The organism is Streptomyces sp. 12E, assembly GCF_055633275.1.
Genome location: NZ_JBVNCJ010000001.1, coordinates 7,098,580 through 7,117,606, shown reverse-complemented (window position 1 = coordinate 7,117,606; position 19,027 = coordinate 7,098,580). Strand labels below are relative to the sequence as shown.

General features: G+C 72.9%; 19 protein-coding genes and 1 pseudogene. 15 read left to right on the top strand and 5 right to left on the bottom strand.

What is annotated here, in order from left to right; translation table 11 throughout:
- Positions 1 to 77 precede the first annotated feature (77 nt).
- The 3 genes from ACZ8ZB_RS32790 (at position 78) to ACZ8ZB_RS32780 (ending at position 2,225) form a co-directional block, all read left to right on the top strand.
- Positions 78 to 710: an ABC transporter ATP-binding protein gene (locus tag ACZ8ZB_RS32790; RefSeq protein WP_470741193.1), complete on the top strand. Its 633-nt coding sequence runs from the start codon at positions 78 to 80 to the stop codon at positions 708 to 710.
- Positions 707 to 1,480, top strand: a complete 774-nt coding sequence (locus ACZ8ZB_RS32785) for a hypothetical protein (RefSeq protein ID WP_470741192.1) — start codon at positions 707 to 709, stop codon at positions 1,478 to 1,480. Before ACZ8ZB_RS32790 ends, ACZ8ZB_RS32785 begins: the two co-directional genes overlap by 4 nt.
- Positions 1,481 to 1,640: 160 nt before the next feature.
- Positions 1,641 to 2,225 (top strand): hypothetical protein, encoded by a 585-nt coding sequence (locus ACZ8ZB_RS32780; protein WP_470741191.1) that lies wholly within the window; start codon positions 1,641 to 1,643, stop codon positions 2,223 to 2,225.
- A gap of 181 nt (positions 2,226 to 2,406) precedes the next feature.
- Here the strand turns inward: ACZ8ZB_RS32780 and ACZ8ZB_RS32775 are convergent, their stop codons facing one another.
- The 3 genes and pseudogenes from ACZ8ZB_RS32775 to rpmG form a co-directional block, all read right to left on the bottom strand.
- Positions 2,407 to 2,529 carry a ribosomal protein bL36 gene (locus tag ACZ8ZB_RS32775; RefSeq protein WP_470741641.1) on the bottom strand — a complete coding sequence of 41 codons (123 nt, stop codon included), beginning with the start codon at positions 2,527 to 2,529 and terminating at the stop codon, positions 2,407 to 2,409.
- A 45-nt stretch (positions 2,530 to 2,574) separates the two neighbouring features.
- Positions 2,575 to 2,813, bottom strand: a pseudogene (locus ACZ8ZB_RS32770) (50S ribosomal protein L31); the annotation flags it as partial.
- Between the two features lie 62 nt (positions 2,814 to 2,875).
- Positions 2,876 to 3,040 (bottom strand): 50S ribosomal protein L33, encoded by a 165-nt coding sequence (gene rpmG, locus ACZ8ZB_RS32765; RefSeq protein ID WP_470741190.1) that lies wholly within the window; start codon positions 3,038 to 3,040, stop codon positions 2,876 to 2,878.
- 538 nt (positions 3,041 to 3,578) lie between these two features.
- Here rpmG and ACZ8ZB_RS32760 point away from each other — a divergent pair.
- The 5 genes from ACZ8ZB_RS32760 (at position 3,579) to ACZ8ZB_RS32740 (ending at position 9,067) form a co-directional block, all read left to right on the top strand.
- Complete coding sequence (locus tag ACZ8ZB_RS32760; RefSeq protein WP_470741189.1) at positions 3,579 to 4,859, top strand: cytochrome P450 family protein; 1,281 nt, start codon at positions 3,579 to 3,581, stop codon at positions 4,857 to 4,859.
- Positions 4,860 to 5,084: 225 nt separating this feature from the next.
- Positions 5,085 to 7,421, top strand: a complete 2,337-nt coding sequence (locus ACZ8ZB_RS32755) for an ATP-binding protein (RefSeq protein WP_470741188.1) — start codon at positions 5,085 to 5,087, stop codon at positions 7,419 to 7,421.
- Positions 7,418 to 8,101 (top strand): response regulator, encoded by a 684-nt coding sequence (locus tag ACZ8ZB_RS32750; RefSeq protein ID WP_470741187.1) that lies wholly within the window; start codon positions 7,418 to 7,420, stop codon positions 8,099 to 8,101. The genes ACZ8ZB_RS32755 and ACZ8ZB_RS32750 overlap by 4 nt, the downstream gene beginning before the upstream one ends.
- 44 nt (positions 8,102 to 8,145) lie before the next feature.
- Positions 8,146 to 8,457 (top strand): SCO4225 family membrane protein, encoded by a 312-nt coding sequence (locus tag ACZ8ZB_RS32745; RefSeq protein WP_470741186.1) that lies wholly within the window; start codon positions 8,146 to 8,148, stop codon positions 8,455 to 8,457.
- 118 nt (positions 8,458 to 8,575) lie between these two features.
- Positions 8,576 to 9,067 (top strand): hemerythrin domain-containing protein, encoded by a 492-nt coding sequence (locus ACZ8ZB_RS32740; protein ID WP_470741185.1) that lies wholly within the window; start codon positions 8,576 to 8,578, stop codon positions 9,065 to 9,067.
- A gap of 403 nt (positions 9,068 to 9,470) precedes the next feature.
- Here ACZ8ZB_RS32740 and ACZ8ZB_RS32735 read toward each other — a convergent pair whose 3' ends face one another.
- Entirely contained in the window at positions 9,471 to 10,322 is an 852-nt protein-coding gene (locus tag ACZ8ZB_RS32735) for an alpha/beta fold hydrolase (protein ID WP_470741184.1), read from the bottom strand.
- A 458-nt stretch (positions 10,323 to 10,780) separates the two neighbouring features.
- On the opposite strand from ACZ8ZB_RS32735, the gene ACZ8ZB_RS32730 reads away from it, so the two are divergent.
- Positions 10,781 to 11,551 carry a ribonuclease BN gene (locus ACZ8ZB_RS32730; protein ID WP_470741640.1) on the top strand — a complete coding sequence of 257 codons (771 nt, stop codon included), beginning with the start codon at positions 10,781 to 10,783 and terminating at the stop codon, positions 11,549 to 11,551.
- A 116-nt stretch (positions 11,552 to 11,667) separates the two neighbouring features.
- On the opposite strand, the gene ACZ8ZB_RS32725 is transcribed toward ACZ8ZB_RS32730, so the two are convergent.
- Positions 11,668 to 12,732 carry an MGDG synthase family glycosyltransferase gene (locus tag ACZ8ZB_RS32725; protein ID WP_470741183.1) on the bottom strand — a complete coding sequence of 355 codons (1,065 nt, stop codon included), beginning with the start codon at positions 12,730 to 12,732 and terminating at the stop codon, positions 11,668 to 11,670.
- A gap of 157 nt (positions 12,733 to 12,889) precedes the next feature.
- Between ACZ8ZB_RS32725 and ACZ8ZB_RS32720 the strand changes: the two genes are divergently transcribed.
- The 6 genes from ACZ8ZB_RS32720 (at position 12,890) to ACZ8ZB_RS32695 (ending at position 19,005) form a co-directional block, all read left to right on the top strand.
- Positions 12,890 to 13,048, top strand: coding sequence for a hypothetical protein (locus ACZ8ZB_RS32720; protein ID WP_470741182.1), 159 nt, complete (start codon positions 12,890 to 12,892; stop codon positions 13,046 to 13,048).
- Between the two features lie 13 nt (positions 13,049 to 13,061).
- Positions 13,062 to 13,964: a DMT family transporter gene (locus tag ACZ8ZB_RS32715; RefSeq protein WP_470741181.1), complete on the top strand. Its 903-nt coding sequence runs from the start codon at positions 13,062 to 13,064 to the stop codon at positions 13,962 to 13,964.
- Between the two features lie 49 nt (positions 13,965 to 14,013).
- Positions 14,014 to 14,805, top strand: a complete 792-nt coding sequence (locus ACZ8ZB_RS32710) for a polysaccharide deacetylase family protein (protein WP_470741180.1) — start codon at positions 14,014 to 14,016, stop codon at positions 14,803 to 14,805.
- A gap of 147 nt (positions 14,806 to 14,952) precedes the next feature.
- On the top strand, positions 14,953 to 16,152 hold the full coding sequence (locus ACZ8ZB_RS32705) for a hypothetical protein (RefSeq protein WP_470741179.1): 1,200 nt from the start codon (positions 14,953 to 14,955) through the stop codon (positions 16,150 to 16,152).
- Between the two features lie 11 nt (positions 16,153 to 16,163).
- Positions 16,164 to 16,754: a hemerythrin domain-containing protein gene (locus ACZ8ZB_RS32700; protein ID WP_470741178.1), complete on the top strand. Its 591-nt coding sequence runs from the start codon at positions 16,164 to 16,166 to the stop codon at positions 16,752 to 16,754.
- Between the two features lie 187 nt (positions 16,755 to 16,941).
- Positions 16,942 to 19,005, top strand: coding sequence for a SpoIIE family protein phosphatase (locus ACZ8ZB_RS32695; protein WP_470741177.1), 2,064 nt, complete (start codon positions 16,942 to 16,944; stop codon positions 19,003 to 19,005).
- Positions 19,006 to 19,027: the final 22 nt, after the last annotated feature.

The following is a 19,027-nucleotide window of genomic DNA, read 5'->3' as shown; positions in this document are numbered from 1 at the left end:
TCCCCTCACCGGGGATCCGGCCGTTGCGGGGACCCGCGGGACCGGCGGTGCGCGGGCTCGGCCGTCCGGGTCCGGGCATGAGGCGCCGAGCGGCGGTGGTGCTGCGCGTCACGGCGGTCCGCAAGGCCTTCGGGTCCCGGCAGGTCCTGCGCGGTGTCGGCTTCGAGGCGCGGGCGGGGCAGCTGGTGGGCATCGTCGGGGAGAACGGCTCCGGGAAGACCACCCTGCTGCGCGTCCTCAGCGGAGACCTGCGCCCCGACGACGGGCGTGTGGAGCTGGTGGGCACATGGGGCTACTGCCCGCAGCACCCGGTCCTGGACGAGGAACTGACCGTGCGCCAGCACCTGCGTCTCTTCCAGGTCGCCTACCGTCTCCCGAGTGCCGACCGCGCGCTCCAGCTGATCGACGCGCTCTGCGCGGCCGACTATCTGGACGCGCCGGTGAAAGTCCTCAGCGGCGGCACCCTGCAGAAGCTGAACCTGGTCCTGGCCTTGATGCACGACCCGGAGGTCGTGCTGCTCGACGAGCCGTACCAGGGCTTCGACTGGGAGACCTACCTGCGGTTCTGGGACCTCGCCCAGAAGCTGAAGGACCGCGGACGCACCGTGATCATCGTCTCCCACCTCGCCCACGACACCGAGCGCCTGGACGTCCTGCACCATCTGCGCGACGGCCTCCTCGGCCCCTCCCCCACGGTGGGTCCCGCATGAGCGCCTACCTGGTCGCCTGCCGTTACGCCCTGCTGGCCATGGCGAAGAACCGGCTGGCCGCCGTGCTCCTGATCGCCTTCATCCCGATGTGGATCACCGTGGCGAAGACCCTCACCACACCGAAGACGTTCCCCTTCCGGCTGCGCGCCACCGGAACCTGGCTGCGCGCCGGCGGAGACGAGATCACGATGATCAGCGGCTCCCTGAACGCGGTGTCCCTCCTCGTGGGATTCCTGATGTTCAGCGCCGCACGCCGCACCAGGGCCTTCGACCGTCGCCTCACCGCGTCCGGCTATCCCCGGGCCGCCCTCGTCGGCGCCAAGCTCACCACGCTCCTGGTCGCGTCAGTACTGGTCAGCACCTACGCCACTGCCTGGATGCTGTTGTTCTGGTCCCCCCTCCAGCCCTTCCTCCTCGGCATCGCGGTCCTGGCGATCTGCCTGGTCTACGGGGCCATGGGCATGTGCCTGGCCCTCTTCCTGCGCGGCGAGGTCGAAGGACTGGTCACGATCATCATGACCAGCATCATCGACCTCGCGCCGCAGAATCCCGTCGCCAGCACCGCCGCCGACAGAACCCTGGTCGAGCTGCTTCCCGGCTACGGCTCCCTGCAGACCAGTCTCGCCGCGGGTTTCACCCGGAACGCCACCTTGAGTCCCCTGGTCCACAGCGCGGTCTGGCTGACCGCCACGATGACCACCGCGCTCGCCGCCTTCGCCCTCCGCACCCGCAACCACCGGCCGTCGCGCCGGCGCCGGCTCTCGTCGTAGTCGTGCGGCGGATCCTCGTGCCCGGGGCGGGAACCATCCGGCCGGGACGGCTCGTCACTGATCATTGCCGCCGCCCGGAGCGGCGGGAAACACCCTGGACGGAACGACAGCGGGGGACGTGATGAAGTGTGGGTCTGCGGCGAGAACGGGCCTGACCGCCGTGGCGGTACTGGCGATGCTGACGGTCGGCGGCTGCCGGGAGGACGACGCGGGGCTTCCCGCCGCCTCCCCGAGCGGGCGGGTCTCCGCGCCCGCGTCACCGACGCCTTCGGCGGAGCGAAGCGGTCCGCGCGCCTTGGTGGACGCTCCCAGGGCGGGTGGCCTGGACAAGCTGACCGGGGACAGAGCCCTGGTGGACGTCCCTGTCGACCCTGGTGAGATGCGGGACGGCATGACGCTGGTCACCGGCAACTACGGAAAGCCGGGCGGGCGGGGCGCGCCGGTGCTGTTCGAAGGCGTCGGTCATGTGCCCGAGGACACCAACGAGCGTCGTGAGCACCTGTTCCGGGGCATGCTCGAGTACATCCGGTGGGACCCGGAGCTGGGGCTCCCCGAGGCTCAGCCGGTGGAACCGGGACCGCTCGGCGGCTCGGTGGAGTGCCTGCTCGCCTCGCTGAGCGAGGACGGCAACGTCGTCTGCGGCTGGGCCGACGAGGGCACGGCGGCCGTCGCGCTCTTCGAGGACAGCACGCTCGCCGATGCGGGCAAGCTCTTCGTCGAGATGCGCGCGGACCTGGAGCGCTGACCGGCCGGCGAGCGAGAACGGCTTCACAGGCCGGGGCGGAGCGGAGGAAGGCGGCGCCGCACGGGGGGTCGGGGCGCGGACACGACGCCGCTCCGTCCTGGCCGGGCGACGCGCGGGACGCCGTGCCACGGCCCGGTACCACGTTCGCGGTACCGGGCCGTCCGGCCGGTGAGGCCGCTCGTCAGCCCTGGCGAGCCTTGAACCGCGGATTCTTCTTGTCGATCACGAACGTCGCGCCCCGCCGGCGCACCACCTGGGCGCCGGGCCTGAGCTTCAGCGAGCGCAGGGACGTGCGTCCCTTCATCACGGTCTCCTTCCTCGGGACCGGACGGGAATGCCGCTGTCGGCGGCGAGCCGCGGCGGTGCCGTAGCGCCGATCGAAGCGTTCCCCCCGGCCCGCGGTGCCGACGAGCCGCGAGGCGCCGGTGCGGAACGGGTGGCCGGCCGACGAGATCTCCACGTCGACGACCGGGCAGACGGCACCGTCCCCCGCTCCACCGTGTGCGGCGACTCGGTGGTGGAGCGGGTGAGCGGCTGAAAGCCGGACGCGCGGTCGCGGAAGTCGACCGGGCGGGAGACGGGACGGATGCCGTGCCTCCCGGGAGGTCCTTCCTCGGCCGCCTCCGCCGCCGGGGCGGCGGAGGCGGATCTCACCGTTCCTCGCGGAAGAGGACGTGTTCGCCGACGACCGCGTCGTACTTCCGCAGGACCAGCCGGTCGGGGTCGTTCCGACGGTTCTTGCGGGTCACGTAGGTGACCCCCGTACCGGCTGTCGACTTCAGCCTGACGACCGGCCTCGCGGTGCTGCGTGCCATGAGGTGCTCCTTCCGCCCTCACCCGAGCAGTTTGATTCGGGCATGCCATGCAAAACGTGCAACGGCATCGGCGGACGCCGTATTCCGGCGGTCCCGCGGAGCGATCCCCCTCGGGCACAGGCTCCGGTATCCATTCGGAACGTTGCCTGAGCTGGTCGGTTTCGTTGTTCCAGACATGGTGGAGACGGACGGGGCCGGCGCACGGGCCGGGGGGCCGGAGCCGGCGTGCGCGCGGGCTGCCGGCCGCGGTGGGGCGGAAGGGCGGTCGGCCGGAGCCGACCAAGGCCCGGTGCTCGGCCCTCCTCCCGGCACGTACGTGCCTCACCACCGCGCACACCTCGCGCTCGGCGCCGACGCCCGCTCGCGGACCGGCCGCGGAAGCGCTGCCCTCGCGGATGGTCCCCGCCTCACCGGACAGGCCTCTGTCCTGGGACCCTGCCTCGTCGCGCGGGCCTTGACCGCCCTCCCCGACGCCTTCACCGAGACGGAGCCGGCACAGGCCGGATTCACCACAACCACCCATCTTCGGAGGTCCCGCATGGAACTCGTCGAGCCCCGGCTCACCGACCACGTCCCCGCCCCCCACGAGCTGGAACTCGCCCGGCCCCTCTACCGGATCGATCCCCTCGGGGGCGACTTCCCCGGCGAGGGGCGCGCCCTCCAGGCACTCGGCCCGATCGTCCCGGTGGAGCTTCCCGACCCGGTGGTGGCGTGGGCGGTGACCCGGCGCTCCGAGGCCGATCAGCTCCTCACCCACCCGGACATGCGCAAGTCGCCCAGGTACTGGCGGGCGTACCAGGACGGCCTGGTGCCGAAGGACTGGCCGATGCTGAAGATCCTCACCGCGGAGACCATGCTCGTCCGGGACGGCGAGGACCACACGCGCCTGCGTCAGCCGATGCAGCGTGCCTTCACCGCCCGCCGGGTCGAGGCCCTGCGTGGGCGTGTCGAGGACATCACCCGCGAACTCCTCGATGTCCTCGCCGCCACTCCCCCCGGCGAGCAGATCGACCTGCGGGCCACGTTCGCGTTCCAGCTGCCGGTGCGCGTGATCTGTGAACTGTTCGGGGTCGACGATGACGACATGCGCCGGCAGCTGGCCGTCGACACCCGCCTCCTGATCAGCAGTACGGCGCCGCCCGGCGAGCGCCTCGGAGCCCAGGCCGGCATCTTCAGCACCATGGCCCGCTTGATCGCCTCCAAGCGCGCGGTGCCCGGGGCCGACCTCACCACCGCCCTCATCCGCGAGTTCGACGGCGGCCGGCTCAGCGAGGAGGAGCTGGCGGGAACCCTGTTCCTGATGCTGGTCGCGGGCCACGAAACGACCCAGAACCTGATCACCAACGCGATCCGGCGCCTGTTGCAGCACCCCGACCAGCTCGGCCTCCTCCTGGCCCCTGACCGCGACGGGGACCCCTGGCCGGGGGTGGTGGAGGAATCCCTGCGGTACGACGCTCCCGCCGCCACCACGATGTTCCTCTACGCGGCACGTGACGTGACGGTGGCGGGAGTCACCATCCGGAAGGGCGAGCCCGTCATGATCCACACCGCCGCGATCGGCCGCGACGACGAAACCTTCACTCACCCGCACGCGTTCGTCGCGGGCCGGACCGACGCCCACCGGCACCGCGCCTTCGGTCACGGCGCACACCACTGCCTGGGCGCTCCCCTGGCCCGTCTTGAGGCTCACATCGCGCTGCGCGCCCTGTTCGAGCGGTTCACGATCACTCCGGGGGAACCGCTGGACCGCATCGCCGAAGTGGACTCCCTCTCCAGCAATGCCCCCGTGCGGCTGCTCGCCCGCGTTCAGGAGCGATGACCGATGGAGTGCCGGGGTGCGGGAGAACGTCGAGGAACCGGTGGTCCACCGGCCGCTTTCCCGATGTGATCGAGCCTGGGGCCGGGAGCGGGGCGTGATCCTCATCCCGCGGAAGGATGCACCGTGTGGAACCGCGGGTGCAGCGTCTGCACCCCAGGTAAGGGAACGGGATCCGCCTGGAGCCCGAGGACGGCCCTCCACCCGCGGCCATAATCTTGATCCCTTATGAAGAGAACCGATGACCGGCTTCCGCCCCTCGTGCTGCTCGGCGCCCAGGCCCTCATGTGGCCGGGGGCGGACCTGGTCCGCGGGAACGTCCCGGCAGGGGTGGACCTTTTCGTGGCGGCCCTCGTCGCCGGGCTGGTGACGGCCGCGCTCTCCCTGCGCCGTTCGAAACCGGTGACCACCCTCCTCCTGGTGGCGGCCGCCTGTGCGCTGGGCGCCGCCCCCTTGCCCGTCGGGGCCACGGCCCTGCTGGGGACGGCGGGTGTGGCCCTGGCCCTGTTCACCGTGGCCGGCGAACGCGACACCTTCACCGCCCTGTTGTGCGTGACGACCCTCGCCGCCTGGCAGTCCCTGTACAACATCACCCTGCACGGGCTCAGCGACCGCGATGGGCTCGACATCGTCCTGACGACCGGGCTGTACGCCGCCGCCTCCGCCGCCGGGATGCTGGTACGACGGAGCCGGCTCGCACGACGGGCCGCCGAACAGCGCCTGAAACGGGCCGAGCTCGAGCGGCACCGGCTCCCTGCGGCCGAACGCCGGCGGATGGAAAGGGAGTTGCACGACGTCAGCGCCCACCACCTGACGGCCGTGGTCGTCACGGCGGGTGCGGCACTCGGGCTGCGCGACCGTCGCCCCGAACTGGCCGACGAGGCCCTTCGGTTCGCCGCCGAGACGGGCCGTGAGGTCACCCGGGCGCTCGGTGCGGTGAGGGCGCCGGCGCCCTCACGGGACCGGCAACCGTCACCGCGGGAGCGGCTGCTGGGTCTGGTCGCCGGGGTCTCCCGGCTGGGTCAGCAGGTGGAGTGGGAGATCGACGCGCTGCCGGACGGTACCGTCGGGGACGCGGTGTACGGCATCGTGCGCGAGGCGCTGACCAACGTGGCGCGGCACGCGCCCGGTGCGCTCACCACCGTGACGTGCCGGTACGGCGACGCCCGCACGGAGGTCGTCGTCACGAGCGCCGCGCCGCCGGCCGGCTCGCCGGCGTACGGCGTCGGCCTCGGCTCCGGGCGCGGGCAGGGCTTTCTGCGGTCGCGGGCCCGGGAGGCGGGCGGCACCCTGACCAGCGGCCCGACCGGGGAGGGCGGTTGGGAGGTGAGGGCGGTCCTGCCCGGCCGGGCCGCCGCCTCGGTGCGGCAGCCGGCCCCGTTGCAGTACCGCCTGGCGCAGGTGACGGCCGCCGTCGGCCTCGTCGTACAGCCGATGCTTCCCTTTCTGCTGGTACGGGCGGAATCCACGGCGACCGGTCCGGGGGTGTCGGCAGGTGCGCTCTTCGCGCTGCTGGCCGCGGGGCAGGCGCTCGCGCTGCTGTGGCGGCACCGGGCGCCCCGCACCGCCCAGGGCGTCGTGTTCGGCCTGGCTCCGCTCTGGCCGGTGGCGATGGCCGCAGGCGAGTACACCGGCTGGGTGCTCCTGCCGCCCTTGCTGGGCATGGCCGCCACCTGCGCCGTGATCGCCTCAGCCGCGGCCCGCGCGGCGGCCGCCGGTCCGTCCCTCACCGAAGGCCGTCCGGTCCCGTCCGGATGGGCCGGTCCGGTCCTGGCCGTGCTGGTGCACGCGGCGGCCACGACCGCCGCCCTTCTGCACCGGGACATGCCCTTCTCCGTCTGGGCACTGGCCGCGGGGGCGACGGCACAGGCTGCGCTGGTGGTCGGCGTGGCGTGGTGGGGCGGGACCCGGCGCGGGCGTCGCCGCCGGGCCGTCCACGGTGCGCGGGCGGAACATCTCGCGGCCTGGACCGAGGAGGCGGTGCGGGACGCGTGGGCCGAACGCCGTCGCATCGCCGCCGGGCTGGAGACCACCGTGCTGACGCGGACCGCCGACATGGTCGTGCAGGCCGAGGCGGGCCGGCTCGACGAGGTCGTCGAGCGTGCCCGCGAGGCCCTCGCCGCGATGCGCGCCCTGCTCGACACGGTCCGGGACTCCGAGGCCCCGCCCGCGCTGCGTCCGCAGCCCACTCTGCAGGCCCTCGACCTCCTCGGCCGTCAGCTCCGGGCCACCGGCCGCGACGTCGAGATACGACTGACCGACCGCATACCGAGACGGCTGCCCACCACCGTGGACCTGGCTGCCTACCATGCCTGCGAAACGGTACTCGCGGCCGGCGGCGAGGAGCCGATGGTGGTGGAACTCGACGCGGACGGATCCGCGTTGACGCTCACGGCGATCGGCGTTCCGGACCCCGTGCGTTCCGCCCTGTGCCGGCGGCTGTCGGCACGGGCGGCAGTGGCCGGCGGGACGGTCGCCACCGGCCCCGCGGGTCCGGTCCGCGTCCTGCTGCCGCTGACCGCGGCGCCGTCCGTGCAGCAGGATGACGAGGAGGGACAACCATGAGTCTCAGGGTGCTGGTCGTCGACGACCAGGGCATCGTACGGGCGGGGTTCGCCGCCGTGATCGACGCCGAGGAGGACATGACGGTCGTCGGCGAGGCCGCCGACGGCGCCGAGGCGGTACGCCTGGCCGGGGAACTGGCGCCCGACGTGGTCCTCATGGACGTCCGCATGCCGGAACTGGACGGCATCGCCGCCACCCGGATCATCACCGGGCGCCCCGACGCGCCCCGGGTCCTGGTACTGACCACCTTCGACCTGGACGCGTACGTGTTCGACGCGCTGCGCTCCGGCGCCTCCGGTTTCCTCCTCAAGGACGTGCACCCGGGCGAACTGTTGGACGGCATCCGGGTGGTGGCCGCGGGCGAGAGCGTTCTGGCCCCGTCCGCCACCCGTCGGCTGATCGGCCATTACGCCTCCGGACCGGGCGCCGGCATTCCGGGCGGCAGCGCTCCCCGGGAGCTGGACAGCCTGACCGGCCGTGAGCGCGGCGTCCTCGGCCTGATCGCCGCGGGGCTCACCAACACGGAGATCGCCGGGCAGCTCGGCATCACCGTCGGCACGGTGAAGTCCCACGTCAACGCATTGCTCCGCAAGCTCGAACTGCGCGACCGGGTCCAGGCGACGATCCTCGCCTACGACCTCGGCCTCGTCCACCCGAACCCGCCCCGCTCCCTCGCCTGACAGCCCCTCGGCCACCGGCCACCACGATCCAGGAGTCCACCACCATGACCGGTCCAGGTCTCTGCGTGCTGCGCGGTGTGCGCCGCGCCCTCGGCACCGCCGCCGCCCGCGTCTACCTGACGGTCTGCGTGCTGCTGCTCGGTTGGGCGCTGGTGGTCTCCTCCGACGGGTCCATGGCGGCTGTCGTCCCGTTGTTCGCCACCCTCCCGGCCAGTCTGGTGCTGCTGCTGGTCCTGCCCGAGGGCGGCATGACGTTCCTGCTCTCCATCGTTCTCGGAGCACTGGTCAACGCCATGATCATCGGCTGGTGCGTCCGGGTGCTGCGTCGTGGGAGCAGCCCGGACACGGCGTCCTGACGGCGGGGACGGGCCGGATGCCGTCGGTGACCGGCACGAAGTCGGAGGCACTCAAGTCGGCGGGAGCGGGCAAGCGGTAGTGGCACCACTTCCCACACATGAAGGAGTACGCGCCCCCATGGCCGAGACACAGGACGTCGTCGAGCTCATCCTCCAGGACCACCGGCGCATGGAGGACCTCTTTCGTGAGATGCGCAGCGTCGAGGCCGACCGGGCGGCCGCACTGCAGGAGTTCGCCGACCTGCTGATCGCACACGCGCTGGCCGAGGAGAGCAAGGTCTACCCCGCCCTCAAGCGGTACAAGAACATCGACGACGAAGAGGTCGAGCACGGCGAGCACGAGCACGACGAGGGCAACCAGGCCCTCCTGGAGCTCCTCGAGGTCCAGGACGTCGGCTCCGAGGAGTGGGACTCGAAGCTGGAGGCACTCGTGGAGGCCATCACCCACCACGCCGACGAGGAGGAGCGGACCATCCTGAACCAGGCGCGGGAGAACGTGGCGATGGGGCGGCGGGAGGAGCTCGGCGCGGCGTTCCGGGAGGAGCGTGAGCGCCTGCTGAAGGCCGGGTGCGGTTCCGTGGACAACGTGCGCCGGATCGTCGGGGACTGATCCGCCGGGACCCCGCACCGGCGGGCCGCCCGCCGTCCTCCGTGAGACCGTGGCGCATCGCCCCGTCACGCGGCCTCCGGTCCCGTCGAACGGGACCGGAGGCCGCGTGAGTCGTGTTTCCGGTGCACGTGGCCGAGAAAGGCCTTCGAGGCGTCCTGGGGACCGGGGAACAGCCGCCGGAGGGGGCCGAAGCCCGCGCCGGTCCGGCGTTCCCGTGGACCACCGTCAGGAGCGCCCTTCCGCCGGACATGAGTTCGGCCGTCGCCGCGACGGGGTCGGGGCGCGGGCGGTCGTCCTCGCCGTCCGCCGGGGAGGACACCGGCGGGGAACGTCCCGGTTCCCCACGGCGGGACGTGACGGACTCCCGCGACACGCCGCGGTACGGCGTCCGGGGCGGCTGCGGTCAGGGGCGGCGGCCGTGGTCAGGGGCGGTGAGGAAGTCCCTGATCTCCTCGACGACACGTCCGGGGGCGTCCTCCATGAGGAAGTGGCCGGCTTCGGGGACGGTGACGAGTTCGGCGTCCGGGATGGCGGCGCTGAGCCGCTTCGCGTAGTGGAGGGGCTGCCACTGGTCCTGCTCGCCCCACAGGATGCGCACGGGCATGGTCAGGCGTCCGAGCTCGTCGCTGATCTCCTCGGTGTACTTCGAGTCGTAGTGGCGCACTTGGTGCTCGAAGAACGAGACGCGGCCCAGGGCCGACCGGTGGGGCGCCAGGTACGCCTGGAGAACGTCTCCGGTCATGAGCGACTCGTCCGCGACGGTCATTTCGAGCTGGCGGGTCAGCAGGGCGTCGAACGCGTCCTGCGACATGCTCGTGAAGTCGTCCCGGTTCTCGTCGATGATCTTCCGCCAGGTCGGGGACGGCCACGAGTCGTAGCTGACCGAGTCGATGATCAGCAGCCGTCGCACGCGCTCGGGATGGGCGACGGCGAAGCGCAGGCCGATGGCCCCGCCGATGTCGTGCGCGACGATGTCGGCCCGGTCGACGGCCAGCGTGTCGAGAAGGTGTTCCAGGAGGCCGGTCTGGGCGGCGACCGATGTGTCGCGGTCGACCGGCCGCTCGGAGCGGCCGTATCCCAGCAGGTCGTAGGTGATGGTCCGGAAGCCGTCCGCCTCGATGCGCGGGACGACGTCACGCCATTCGTACGAGTGCGAGGGCGTGCCGTGGATGAAGACCACGGGCGTGCCCCGGCCGTGGTCCCGGCAGGCGAGGCGCACTCCGTCGACGATGAGGTGGTCGGTCAGGAAGGTCACGGCGGCTCCATGGCGGTGCTGACGGCACGGGGGCACGTCCGGCAGTGCTGCGGGACTGCCGACCCCCTCTTCATTAGGTAGATCAGTCTACCCACTGAAGAGGGGGTCAGGCGTGTTGTGGCGTCGGGGCCGGTCGTCAGCCCCTCGTCCTCCTCGCGCCGGTCATGGGCACCGCCCCGAACCGGGCGCGCGGGCAGGCGGAAGTGAGGCGTCCAAGCGCGGCGACGCGCTCGGGGCTCTCGTCGGTGGTCCCCGCGGCGTCGTGAGCGACGCCGGGCCGCGCGGTCCCCTCCCGCCCGCCGCGCGCACGAGGGCGAGGCACCTCCCCCGCCCGGGTTTGCCCCGTCCGCCGACGGGTGACACAGGTCCGTGTACGCAAGCCGACGAAGGAGCGCACCGTGAGGCGTGGCCTGCGCACGCTCCGGCACGGATGGGAGTGGCTGGGCGCCCACACCCTGATGCGGCGCGGCCGTGACATCGAACTGATGCACAGGGCCATGGGATTCGCCACGCTGGCGCTGGTCACGCTGGCGCCCCTGCTCATCGTGATCGCCGCCGCCGATCCGCTCGGGCGGGGCGGCTTCGCCGCCTGGCTGGCGGACGGTATGGGACTGTCCGGCCGGTCCGCGCGCGTCCTCACGGAGATCATCAGTCCGCCGCGCGAGGTGATCGGCACCACCAGCCTGTGGGGCGTGCTGGCACTCGCCGTGTTCGGCATCCCGTTCGGCGGGAGCGTCCAGAACGGGTACGAACGGATGTGGAACCTGCCGCCGGGGCCGTGGCACCGGATCTGGCGCCAGGCGACCTGGCTGTGCGTCCTGACCGTATACCTCTACCAGGAGGTGCTGACCCGCGACGCCATGCACGGGCCGGAGCGGATCACCCTCTCGCTGGTGACCGGCGTCCTGTTCTTCTGGTGGGGGCAACGCTTCCTGCTCGGCAGCCAGGTCGGCTGGTGGCATCTGTTGCCGGGCGCGATCGCCACCATGGCGGGCCTGATCGGCCTGCGGGCCTTCTCCTACTTCGTCTTCACCCCGCTGATCATCGACAACGCGATCAGTTACGGCACCGTCGGTGTCGTCCTCATCGTCGAGTCCTGGCTCATCGGCGTGGGGTTCGTCATCTTCGGCGGCGCCCTCTTCGGCCGCTGGCTCCTCCACCACCACGGGCACCGGTTCACCCCGGCCCTGCCCCCACCGCTGCGGACGGAACCGGCCGACGACGACTGACGGCGCCCGCTCCCCCGCCCATGGCCACGGCCCTGTGGGGGGGCGGGGCCCACCGCCCGCCGTGATCCGGCCGGGGGGAGGCGCGGCGGACCGCGGCACCGTCTCCTTCCGGCGGGTCACACGGGCGACACGCCGGCGAGTGCGGCCACCCGGGCCAGGGCGTCCCCCCGGAAGAGCTCCCGCCCGCGGGCGATCCTGTGCTCCCGGTAGGCGCCGTCCGCCGACAGCCGCCGCAGGGCGCGCAGCAGGGCGGCGGCGTCCGCGGCGGTCTCCGAGACGCCGAGCGCCGCCATCCGGCGCACGCCCTCCGCGCCGTGGCCGGGCAGCGGACGGTAGCCCACCACGGGCAGCCCGGAGGCCAGTGCCTGCACGGCGGTCTGGCCGGCGGCGTTGTCGACCAGGACGCGGGCCGCGCGCAGCAGACCGGGCATGTCGGTGACCCAGTCCGGCACGAGAGCGCCCGGCAGCCCGGCCAGGCGGGCGCGCAGCCGTTCGTTCCGGCCGCACAGCACGATCGGGAGGAAACCGGCGGCGGCGAGCAGTCGGGCGGTGCCGTCCAGCTCCGAAGCCACACCCCAGGCTCCGGCGGACAGCACGACGGGCGGGCGTCCAAAGGCGTACCGCTCGAAGCGCTGCCGCCACTCCGCCGCTCCGGCGGCCGGCGCGAAGAAGCCGGGCGCCACGACCGGTCCGGTCGTCTCGACGGGCGCCGCGATGCGCCGGGCCACGTCCCGCGCGGCGTCGTCGGTGAGGCACAGGTACAGGTCGTTGCCGGGGTGGAGCCACTGCCGGTGGACGGCGAAGTCGGTCATGAAGACGGCGCTCGGGGGCCGCAGCCGTCCGCGGGACCGCAGGTCACCGGTCAGCTGGGCGGCCAGGTGGAAGACGGGGACCACCACGTCGGCGCCCGTGCGCTCCGCGAGGTCCGTCAGACGGCGGCCCGCCAGCCGGGCGAGGGGGACACCGCTGGGGCGGTACCGCGGGCCGGGGCGCAGCAGCGCGCGGTACAGGCCCGCGTACGCCCAGGGGAAGTGCCGGACCGAGGACCGGTAGAAGAGGCGCAGCCCGGTTCCCAGACCGTACGGAAGCAGCCGCAGGAGGTCCACGACCTGTGTGTCGTGGCCCCGTTCCCGGGCTCGGCGGGCGAGTTCGCGGGCCACCGTGTCGTGTCCGGCCCCCATGCTCGCGCTGACGATCAGCAGTCGCGGCCTGCCGTCCGCCGGCGCGTTCCGGCGGGGTCCCGAAGGCGGTGAGTGCACGGGGTGGTGTGTCTCCATCCGCCGCACCGGTGAAACCCGCTTTCCCGCGTTTCGGCGGCCGCACCGGGGATACTCCGGGATGCCTCTCCCCGCCGAACGCCGGGAGCCGTCGCGGACGGCGGTCTCCCGGGCGTTCGCCCTCGCCACCGAGGTGCCGCCCATGTCCCACGCTTCCCCCGCCGGCCAGGCCGACGCGGTGCCCGGCCCGTACCGGCGGCTCGCCGTCGTGGCCGGCTGAACGGCGTCACGGCGTGCTGGTCGTCGTCCTGGCCCTGCTGGCGGCGCTGTCCAACGCCGCGGCCTCGGTACTGCAGCGGCGGGCCGCGGCGGACGAACCGGAGGGCGGCGCGGGCGTGCGTCAGGCCGTTCGCTGGCTCGGACGTGTGCTGCGGCGGCCCTACTGGCTCGCGGGTGCCGGGATGCTGGCGCTGTCGACCGTTCTGCAGGCGGCGGCTCTGGGGGTGGGAAGTCTCGCGCTGGTCCAGCCGCTGATGGCCGCCGAGCTGCTGTTCACCCTCGTCGTCGGCAGCGTGGTCTTCCACCGCCGTCCGGACCGCAGGACCTGGCTGGCGTTCGGCGCCCTGGCCGCCGGGCTGGCGGCGTTCCTGACCTCGGTCGCTCCGGCCGCCGGCCGGTCCACGGCCTCCGCGGAGCGGTGGATCGTGGCCGCGGGAGCGGTGCTGGGCGCCGTGGCGGTGCTGGTGTCGACGGCCCGCGCGGTGCGGGGCGCACCGCGCGCGGGGTTGCTGGGGCTGGCGTCCGCCGTGTCGTTCTCCCTGACGGCGGCGCTGCTCAAGGAAGTGACCGGCAGGATTCCGGACGGGGCGGGCGCCGTGCTGGGGACGTGGCCCCTGTACGCCACCGCCGTCGCCGGAGCCCTCGCCTTCCTGCTGCTCCAGAGCGCGTTCCGGGCCGGGACGCTGGCGGCGTCCCAGCCCGCCCTGACCCTCGGTGACGCGCTGACGAGCGTGGCGCTGGGATGGGCGCTGTTCGGGGAACAGGTCACGCTCGGCGTGCGGGTGGTGCCCGCGGTGGTCGGTGTGGCGCTCATCGGGGCGGGGACGGCGGGGCTGGCCCGTGCCCCGTCGGTCTCCGGGAGCTGGGACGCGGCGTCGCGGAGCGCGGACGGCGACTCGCCCCGGCCGGCGTCGTAAACGTCTGCGGCCGGGGCGGCCACCTCACGCGGAAAGGAGTCGGAAACCGATGCCCACGTCTCCCGCTCGTTCCCCCGCCCGGTGCGCGGCGGCCGTGCTGGCTCCGGTCGCCGCCGTCGCCGCGGCGCACATCGCCCCCGCCGCGACCTGGCTGCCCGTGGTGCGCCGCCGTTTCCCGCGTCTCGCCGGTGTCGGACACCCCGCCCATGTCGCCCTGACCTTCGACGACGGGCCCGACCCCGAGTCCACTCCGCGCTTCCTCGACGCGCTGGAGGAACTCGGGGTCCGGGCGACCTTCTTCGTCCTGGGCGACGGCGTCGTACGGCACCCCTCCGTGGTGCGCGAGACCGTCCGCCGCGGGCACGAACTGGCCGTGCACGGCTGGAGCCACGACCGTCCCTGGCGGCCCGCCCCGGCGGACGAGGCGCGCGCCCTGCTGCGGGCGGCCGGCGCGGTGCGGGAGCTGACGGGCCCGTGCCCTCGCTGGTACCGGCCGCCCTACGGCATCCTCACCTCCGGGCGCTGGGCCGCCGCCCGCACGGCGGGCCTGCGGCCGGTGCTGTGGACCGCCTGGGGCAGGGACTGGACGGCCGGGGCCACCCCGGCGTCGGTGCGGTCGGCCGTCGCGGCCGGGCTGCGCGGGGGCGGCACCGTCCTCCTGCACGACACGGACAGGATGTCGGCGCCGGGCTGCTGGCGGGCCACGCTGGACGCCCTGCCCGACATCGTGGACGGCTGCCGGGAGGCGGGCCTGTCCGTCGGTCCGCTCGCCGACCACGGGCTGCCCCCGGCGCCGGCCGGCCGCTCTGCCACACACCGGCGCGGTTGTCATATCGGCTGACCCATCGGAAGGAACAACGCGTCCCCCGGCGGTGAGCGGTGGCCGAAACCAGCCCATGGCGGACAAACTGCGGTAGCGGACAGGCACCCGCCGAACGCGGCGGGCATCCCGTCGGCACGCAAGTCCCCGCCCCCAGGAGGCCGCCCCATGACGTTCAATCCGCTCGAGCAGCGGGGCATCCCGCTCGACCGTCAGCTGCGCAGCTGGCGTGAGCTGAACGTGGATCCGATCGACCCCGACCACTGCGACCCGTACACCCGGTGCCGGATCATCACGATGAACGGGATCGAGGTGGAGGCGATCCTCTTCAGCCACCAGCTCGCCCGGCATACCGTGGACCCGGAGATCAAGCGGCAGCTGGCCCGGACCCGCTACATCGAGGCGCAGCAGCAGAAGGTCGTGAACTGGCTGCTTCCGGGTGTCTCCTCGGTGCTGGAGACGACGATCGCCTACGAGCAGGTGGCGGTGGACCTGACGGCGTGGGTGGCGCGGATGGAGCCGGACCCGTATCTGAAGCAGGCGTACCAGTTCGGGGTGCTGGAGGACTTCGACCATCTGTACCGGTACGCGAACCTGTACGAGATGATCGAGCACCGCAAGGCCGAGTCGATCGTCGACGACCTGACGGAGGTCATGCCGGGCCGGCCCACCAGGTTCCACCATCGCGATCCGGTCGACAACGTCCGCGACCCCTACGCCAGGGACGAGACGAACCCGCTGTCGAAGCTGCACGCGCTGACGATCATGTCGACGGAGCAGCAGACGATGAACTTCTACATGAACACCGGCCCCACCTACATGGAGCCGATCGCCCGCCAGCTGTACCAGGAGATCGGGCTGATCGAGGAGGAGCACGTCACCCACTACGAGTCCCTGGTGGACCCCGGTGAGACGTGGTGGGAGCAGCTGGTCAACCACGAGTACAACGAGTGCTACCTGTACCACTCCTTCATGGAGCAGGAGAGCGACCCGAAGGTGAAGGCCGTCTGGGAGCTGCACCTGAACATGGAGCTGGAGCACCTGCACGCCGCCTGCGACCTGATGCGCCGGCACGACGGCCGTGAGCCGCAGGAGATCCTGGCGCCCGAGCTGCCCAATGTCCTGACCTTCGAGCCGAACAAGCAGTACGTGCGCGAGCTGCTGGACACCCAGATGGACCTGACCACGCTCGGGGCGGGCTATGTGCGCGAGGCGCACGAGCGGTTCGAGCAGATGCAGGAGGCCATCCACGGCGGCGAGGCGCCGCCCAGCGACCGCGTCATGACCGAGCACGACGCCGTGTTCGGCCGCGAGTACCGCGTGCAGACCGAGGGCGAGCACCCCGATCCCGCGCAGCGCGAGAAGTGAGGGGGCCGCACATGTCCGAGCTGCACACTCCGCACGCCGGCGACGACCACGCCAGGGACGACGACGTCATCGCCCTGCTCAAGCGCCAGCACGGCGACATCCGCAACCTCTTCGACGAGGTCGAGGCCACCACCGGCGAGGAGCGCCGCGGCGCCTTCCGCCGCCTGGTGCGGCTGCTGGCCGTGCACGAGACCGCCGAGGAGGAGGTCGTCCACCCCTTCGCCCGGCGCGCGCTGCCGGGCGGCGAGCAGGTCGTCGAGGACCGCCTGGCCGAGGAGCGGGCCGCCAAGGAGACCCTCGCCGTCCTGGACGGGATGGACACCGACGACCCGGAGTTCATGCCCCAGCTGCTGAAGCTGCGCAAGGACGTCCAGGAGCACGCGCGGGCCGAGGAGCGCTACGAGTTCACCCACATCTACCGCAACGCCGACGCGGCCGGCCTCGCCGCCATGGCCAAGGCCGTCAAGGCCGCCGAGGCCATGGCACCCACCCGGCCCCATCCGGGCGTCGAGTCCGGGGCCGAGAACATGGCCCTCGGCCCGGTCGCCGCCCTCATGGACCGCACCAAGGACGCGGTCCGAAAGGCCATGGGCAAGGACTGATCCCGGCTCCGCTCCGGCACCTGACCGCCCTCGCGGTACATTGGTCACAATGTCCGTATATGTACGTTGTTCCATAGGGCTGGTGTGGTGCTCCCTCGTCGGGGTCGGTGGTGCGGGGCAGCCGTTACCGCGTGTCCGACACGTCGGCGGCCGGCCGGGAAGTCGGTGAGGTTCAGGTGGGCGGCTGATGGAAACCACGATGGCCGCCGTGGTGCGGGAGAGCGGCGCGTACGGCGGGCTGCTGTACGTGCTGCCGCCGGGCGACGACGCCCTGTGGCTGGTCCTGGTGGCGGGGGCCCCGCACGAGCTCGCCACTCCGTGGCGGCGGATCGCGCTGACCGATCCGATGCCGGTGGCGGACGCCGTGCGCGAGCGGCGCCTGGTGTGGATCGGCGGGCAGGAGGAGCTGGCACGTCGCTATCCGCGGCCGGCCCTGGTGCTGCCGTACGACTTCGCTCTCTCGGCCGCCCCGGTCATGTCGGGCACCGCGGTCCGGGGCGGACTGGTGCTGCTGTGGCCCGGAACCCGTGCCCCGCAGCTCAGCCCCGGCGAGCGCGACGCCATCGAGTCGGGCTGCCGCCGTCTGGGCGGCCTCCTCCAGGAGTCCGCGGACCGCGGTGATCCGGTGCTGCCCGCCGGCCGGCCGCGGACCCTGCCCCTGCCGAAGGGACGCACGGTTCCACCCGGCGAGGCGGACACGATCACGGCCTTCGTCGACCGCCTGCCCGGCGGGTCCTGCGCACTGGACATGAACGGCCGCATCACCTTCGTCACCCCCGCCGCCGCCGATCTCTTCGGGGCCGGTCCGGACGAGCTGGTGGGCGCCCTGCCGTGGGAAGCGCTGCCGTGGATGGACGTCCCCCAGGTCGAGGACCGCTACCGGGCCGCGCTGGTCAGCAACCAGCCGCAGGCGTTCACCGTCCTGCGCCCCCCGGACACGTGGCTGACGTTCGAGCTGTACCCGGACCCCTCCGGCATCAGTGTCCGCATCACCGGCGCCGATCCGTCGAAGGGCGCTCCCGTCTCGCCGTCCGCGCCGGCCACCGGTCCCAGCCGCGCCATCCTGCTGTACCAGCTGATGCAGCTGGCCGCCACCCTGACCGAGGCCATCGGCGTACAGGACGTGGCCGACCAGACCGCCGACCAGCTGCTGCCCGCCCTCGGCGCCCAGGGCATGGTGCTGATGGCCCCCGAGGACGGCAGGCTGAGGATCCTCGGCCACCGCGGCTACAGCGCCGAAATCATCGCCCGCTTCGACAACCTCCCCCTGGGCGAGGACATCCCCGCCGCCAGGGTCCTGACCACCGGCGTCCCGCACTTCTTCACGAGCTTCGCCGAGCTCCAGCACGACTACCCGGCGATGACGCACGACGACGGGATGGCCGCCTGGGCCATCCTGCCGCTGATCGCCTCCGGCCGCCCCAAGGGTTCCCTCCTCCTCTCCTACCGCCGGCCCCGCGCCTTCCCGCCCGGCGAACGCGCCGTCCTCACCTCGATGGCGGGTCTGGTGGGGCAGGCCCTGGACCGCGCCCGCCTCTACGACACCAAACACGATCTCGCCCACCGCCTGCAGTCCGCCCTGCTGCCGCACACGCTTCCCCACGTCCCCGGTCTGAAGGTCGCCGCACGCTACCTTCCGGCGGCCCGGGGCCTGGGCATCGGCGGCGACTTCTACGACCTCATCCGCCTGGACGAGCACGTCGTCGGCGCCACCATCGGCGACGTGCAGGGTCACAACGTGGACGCCGCGGCGCTCATGGGGCAGGTCCGCACCGCCGTCCACGCCCACGCCACCGTGGGCTCGGCCCCCGATCAGGTCCTGGCCGCCACCAACCGTCTGCTCACCGACCTCGAGCCGGGCCTGTTCACCAGCTGCGTCTACGTCCACCTCAACCTCGCCACCCGTCGCGCGTGCGTGGCCACCGCCGGCCATCCGCCGCCCCTGCTCCGTCACGCCGACGGACGCACCGAGGCCGTCCCGGTCCCCCCCGGTCTCCTCCTCGGCATCGAGCCGGACTCCCGCTACCCGGCCATGGAGGTCTCCCTGCCGCCCGGATGCGTGCTCGCCCTCTACACCGACGGGCTCGTCGAGGCTCCCGGAGTGGACTTCGACGACGCCACCGCGGCCCTCGCCGGGCTCCTCGAACACACGGACCCGGCCGACCTCGACGCCATGGCCGACACCCTCATCCGCCACTCCCCCACCCCCGGCGACGACATCGCCCTGCTCCTCATCAGTCCCTGTGGCTGACGCGGCGAGGAGACGGCCGCAG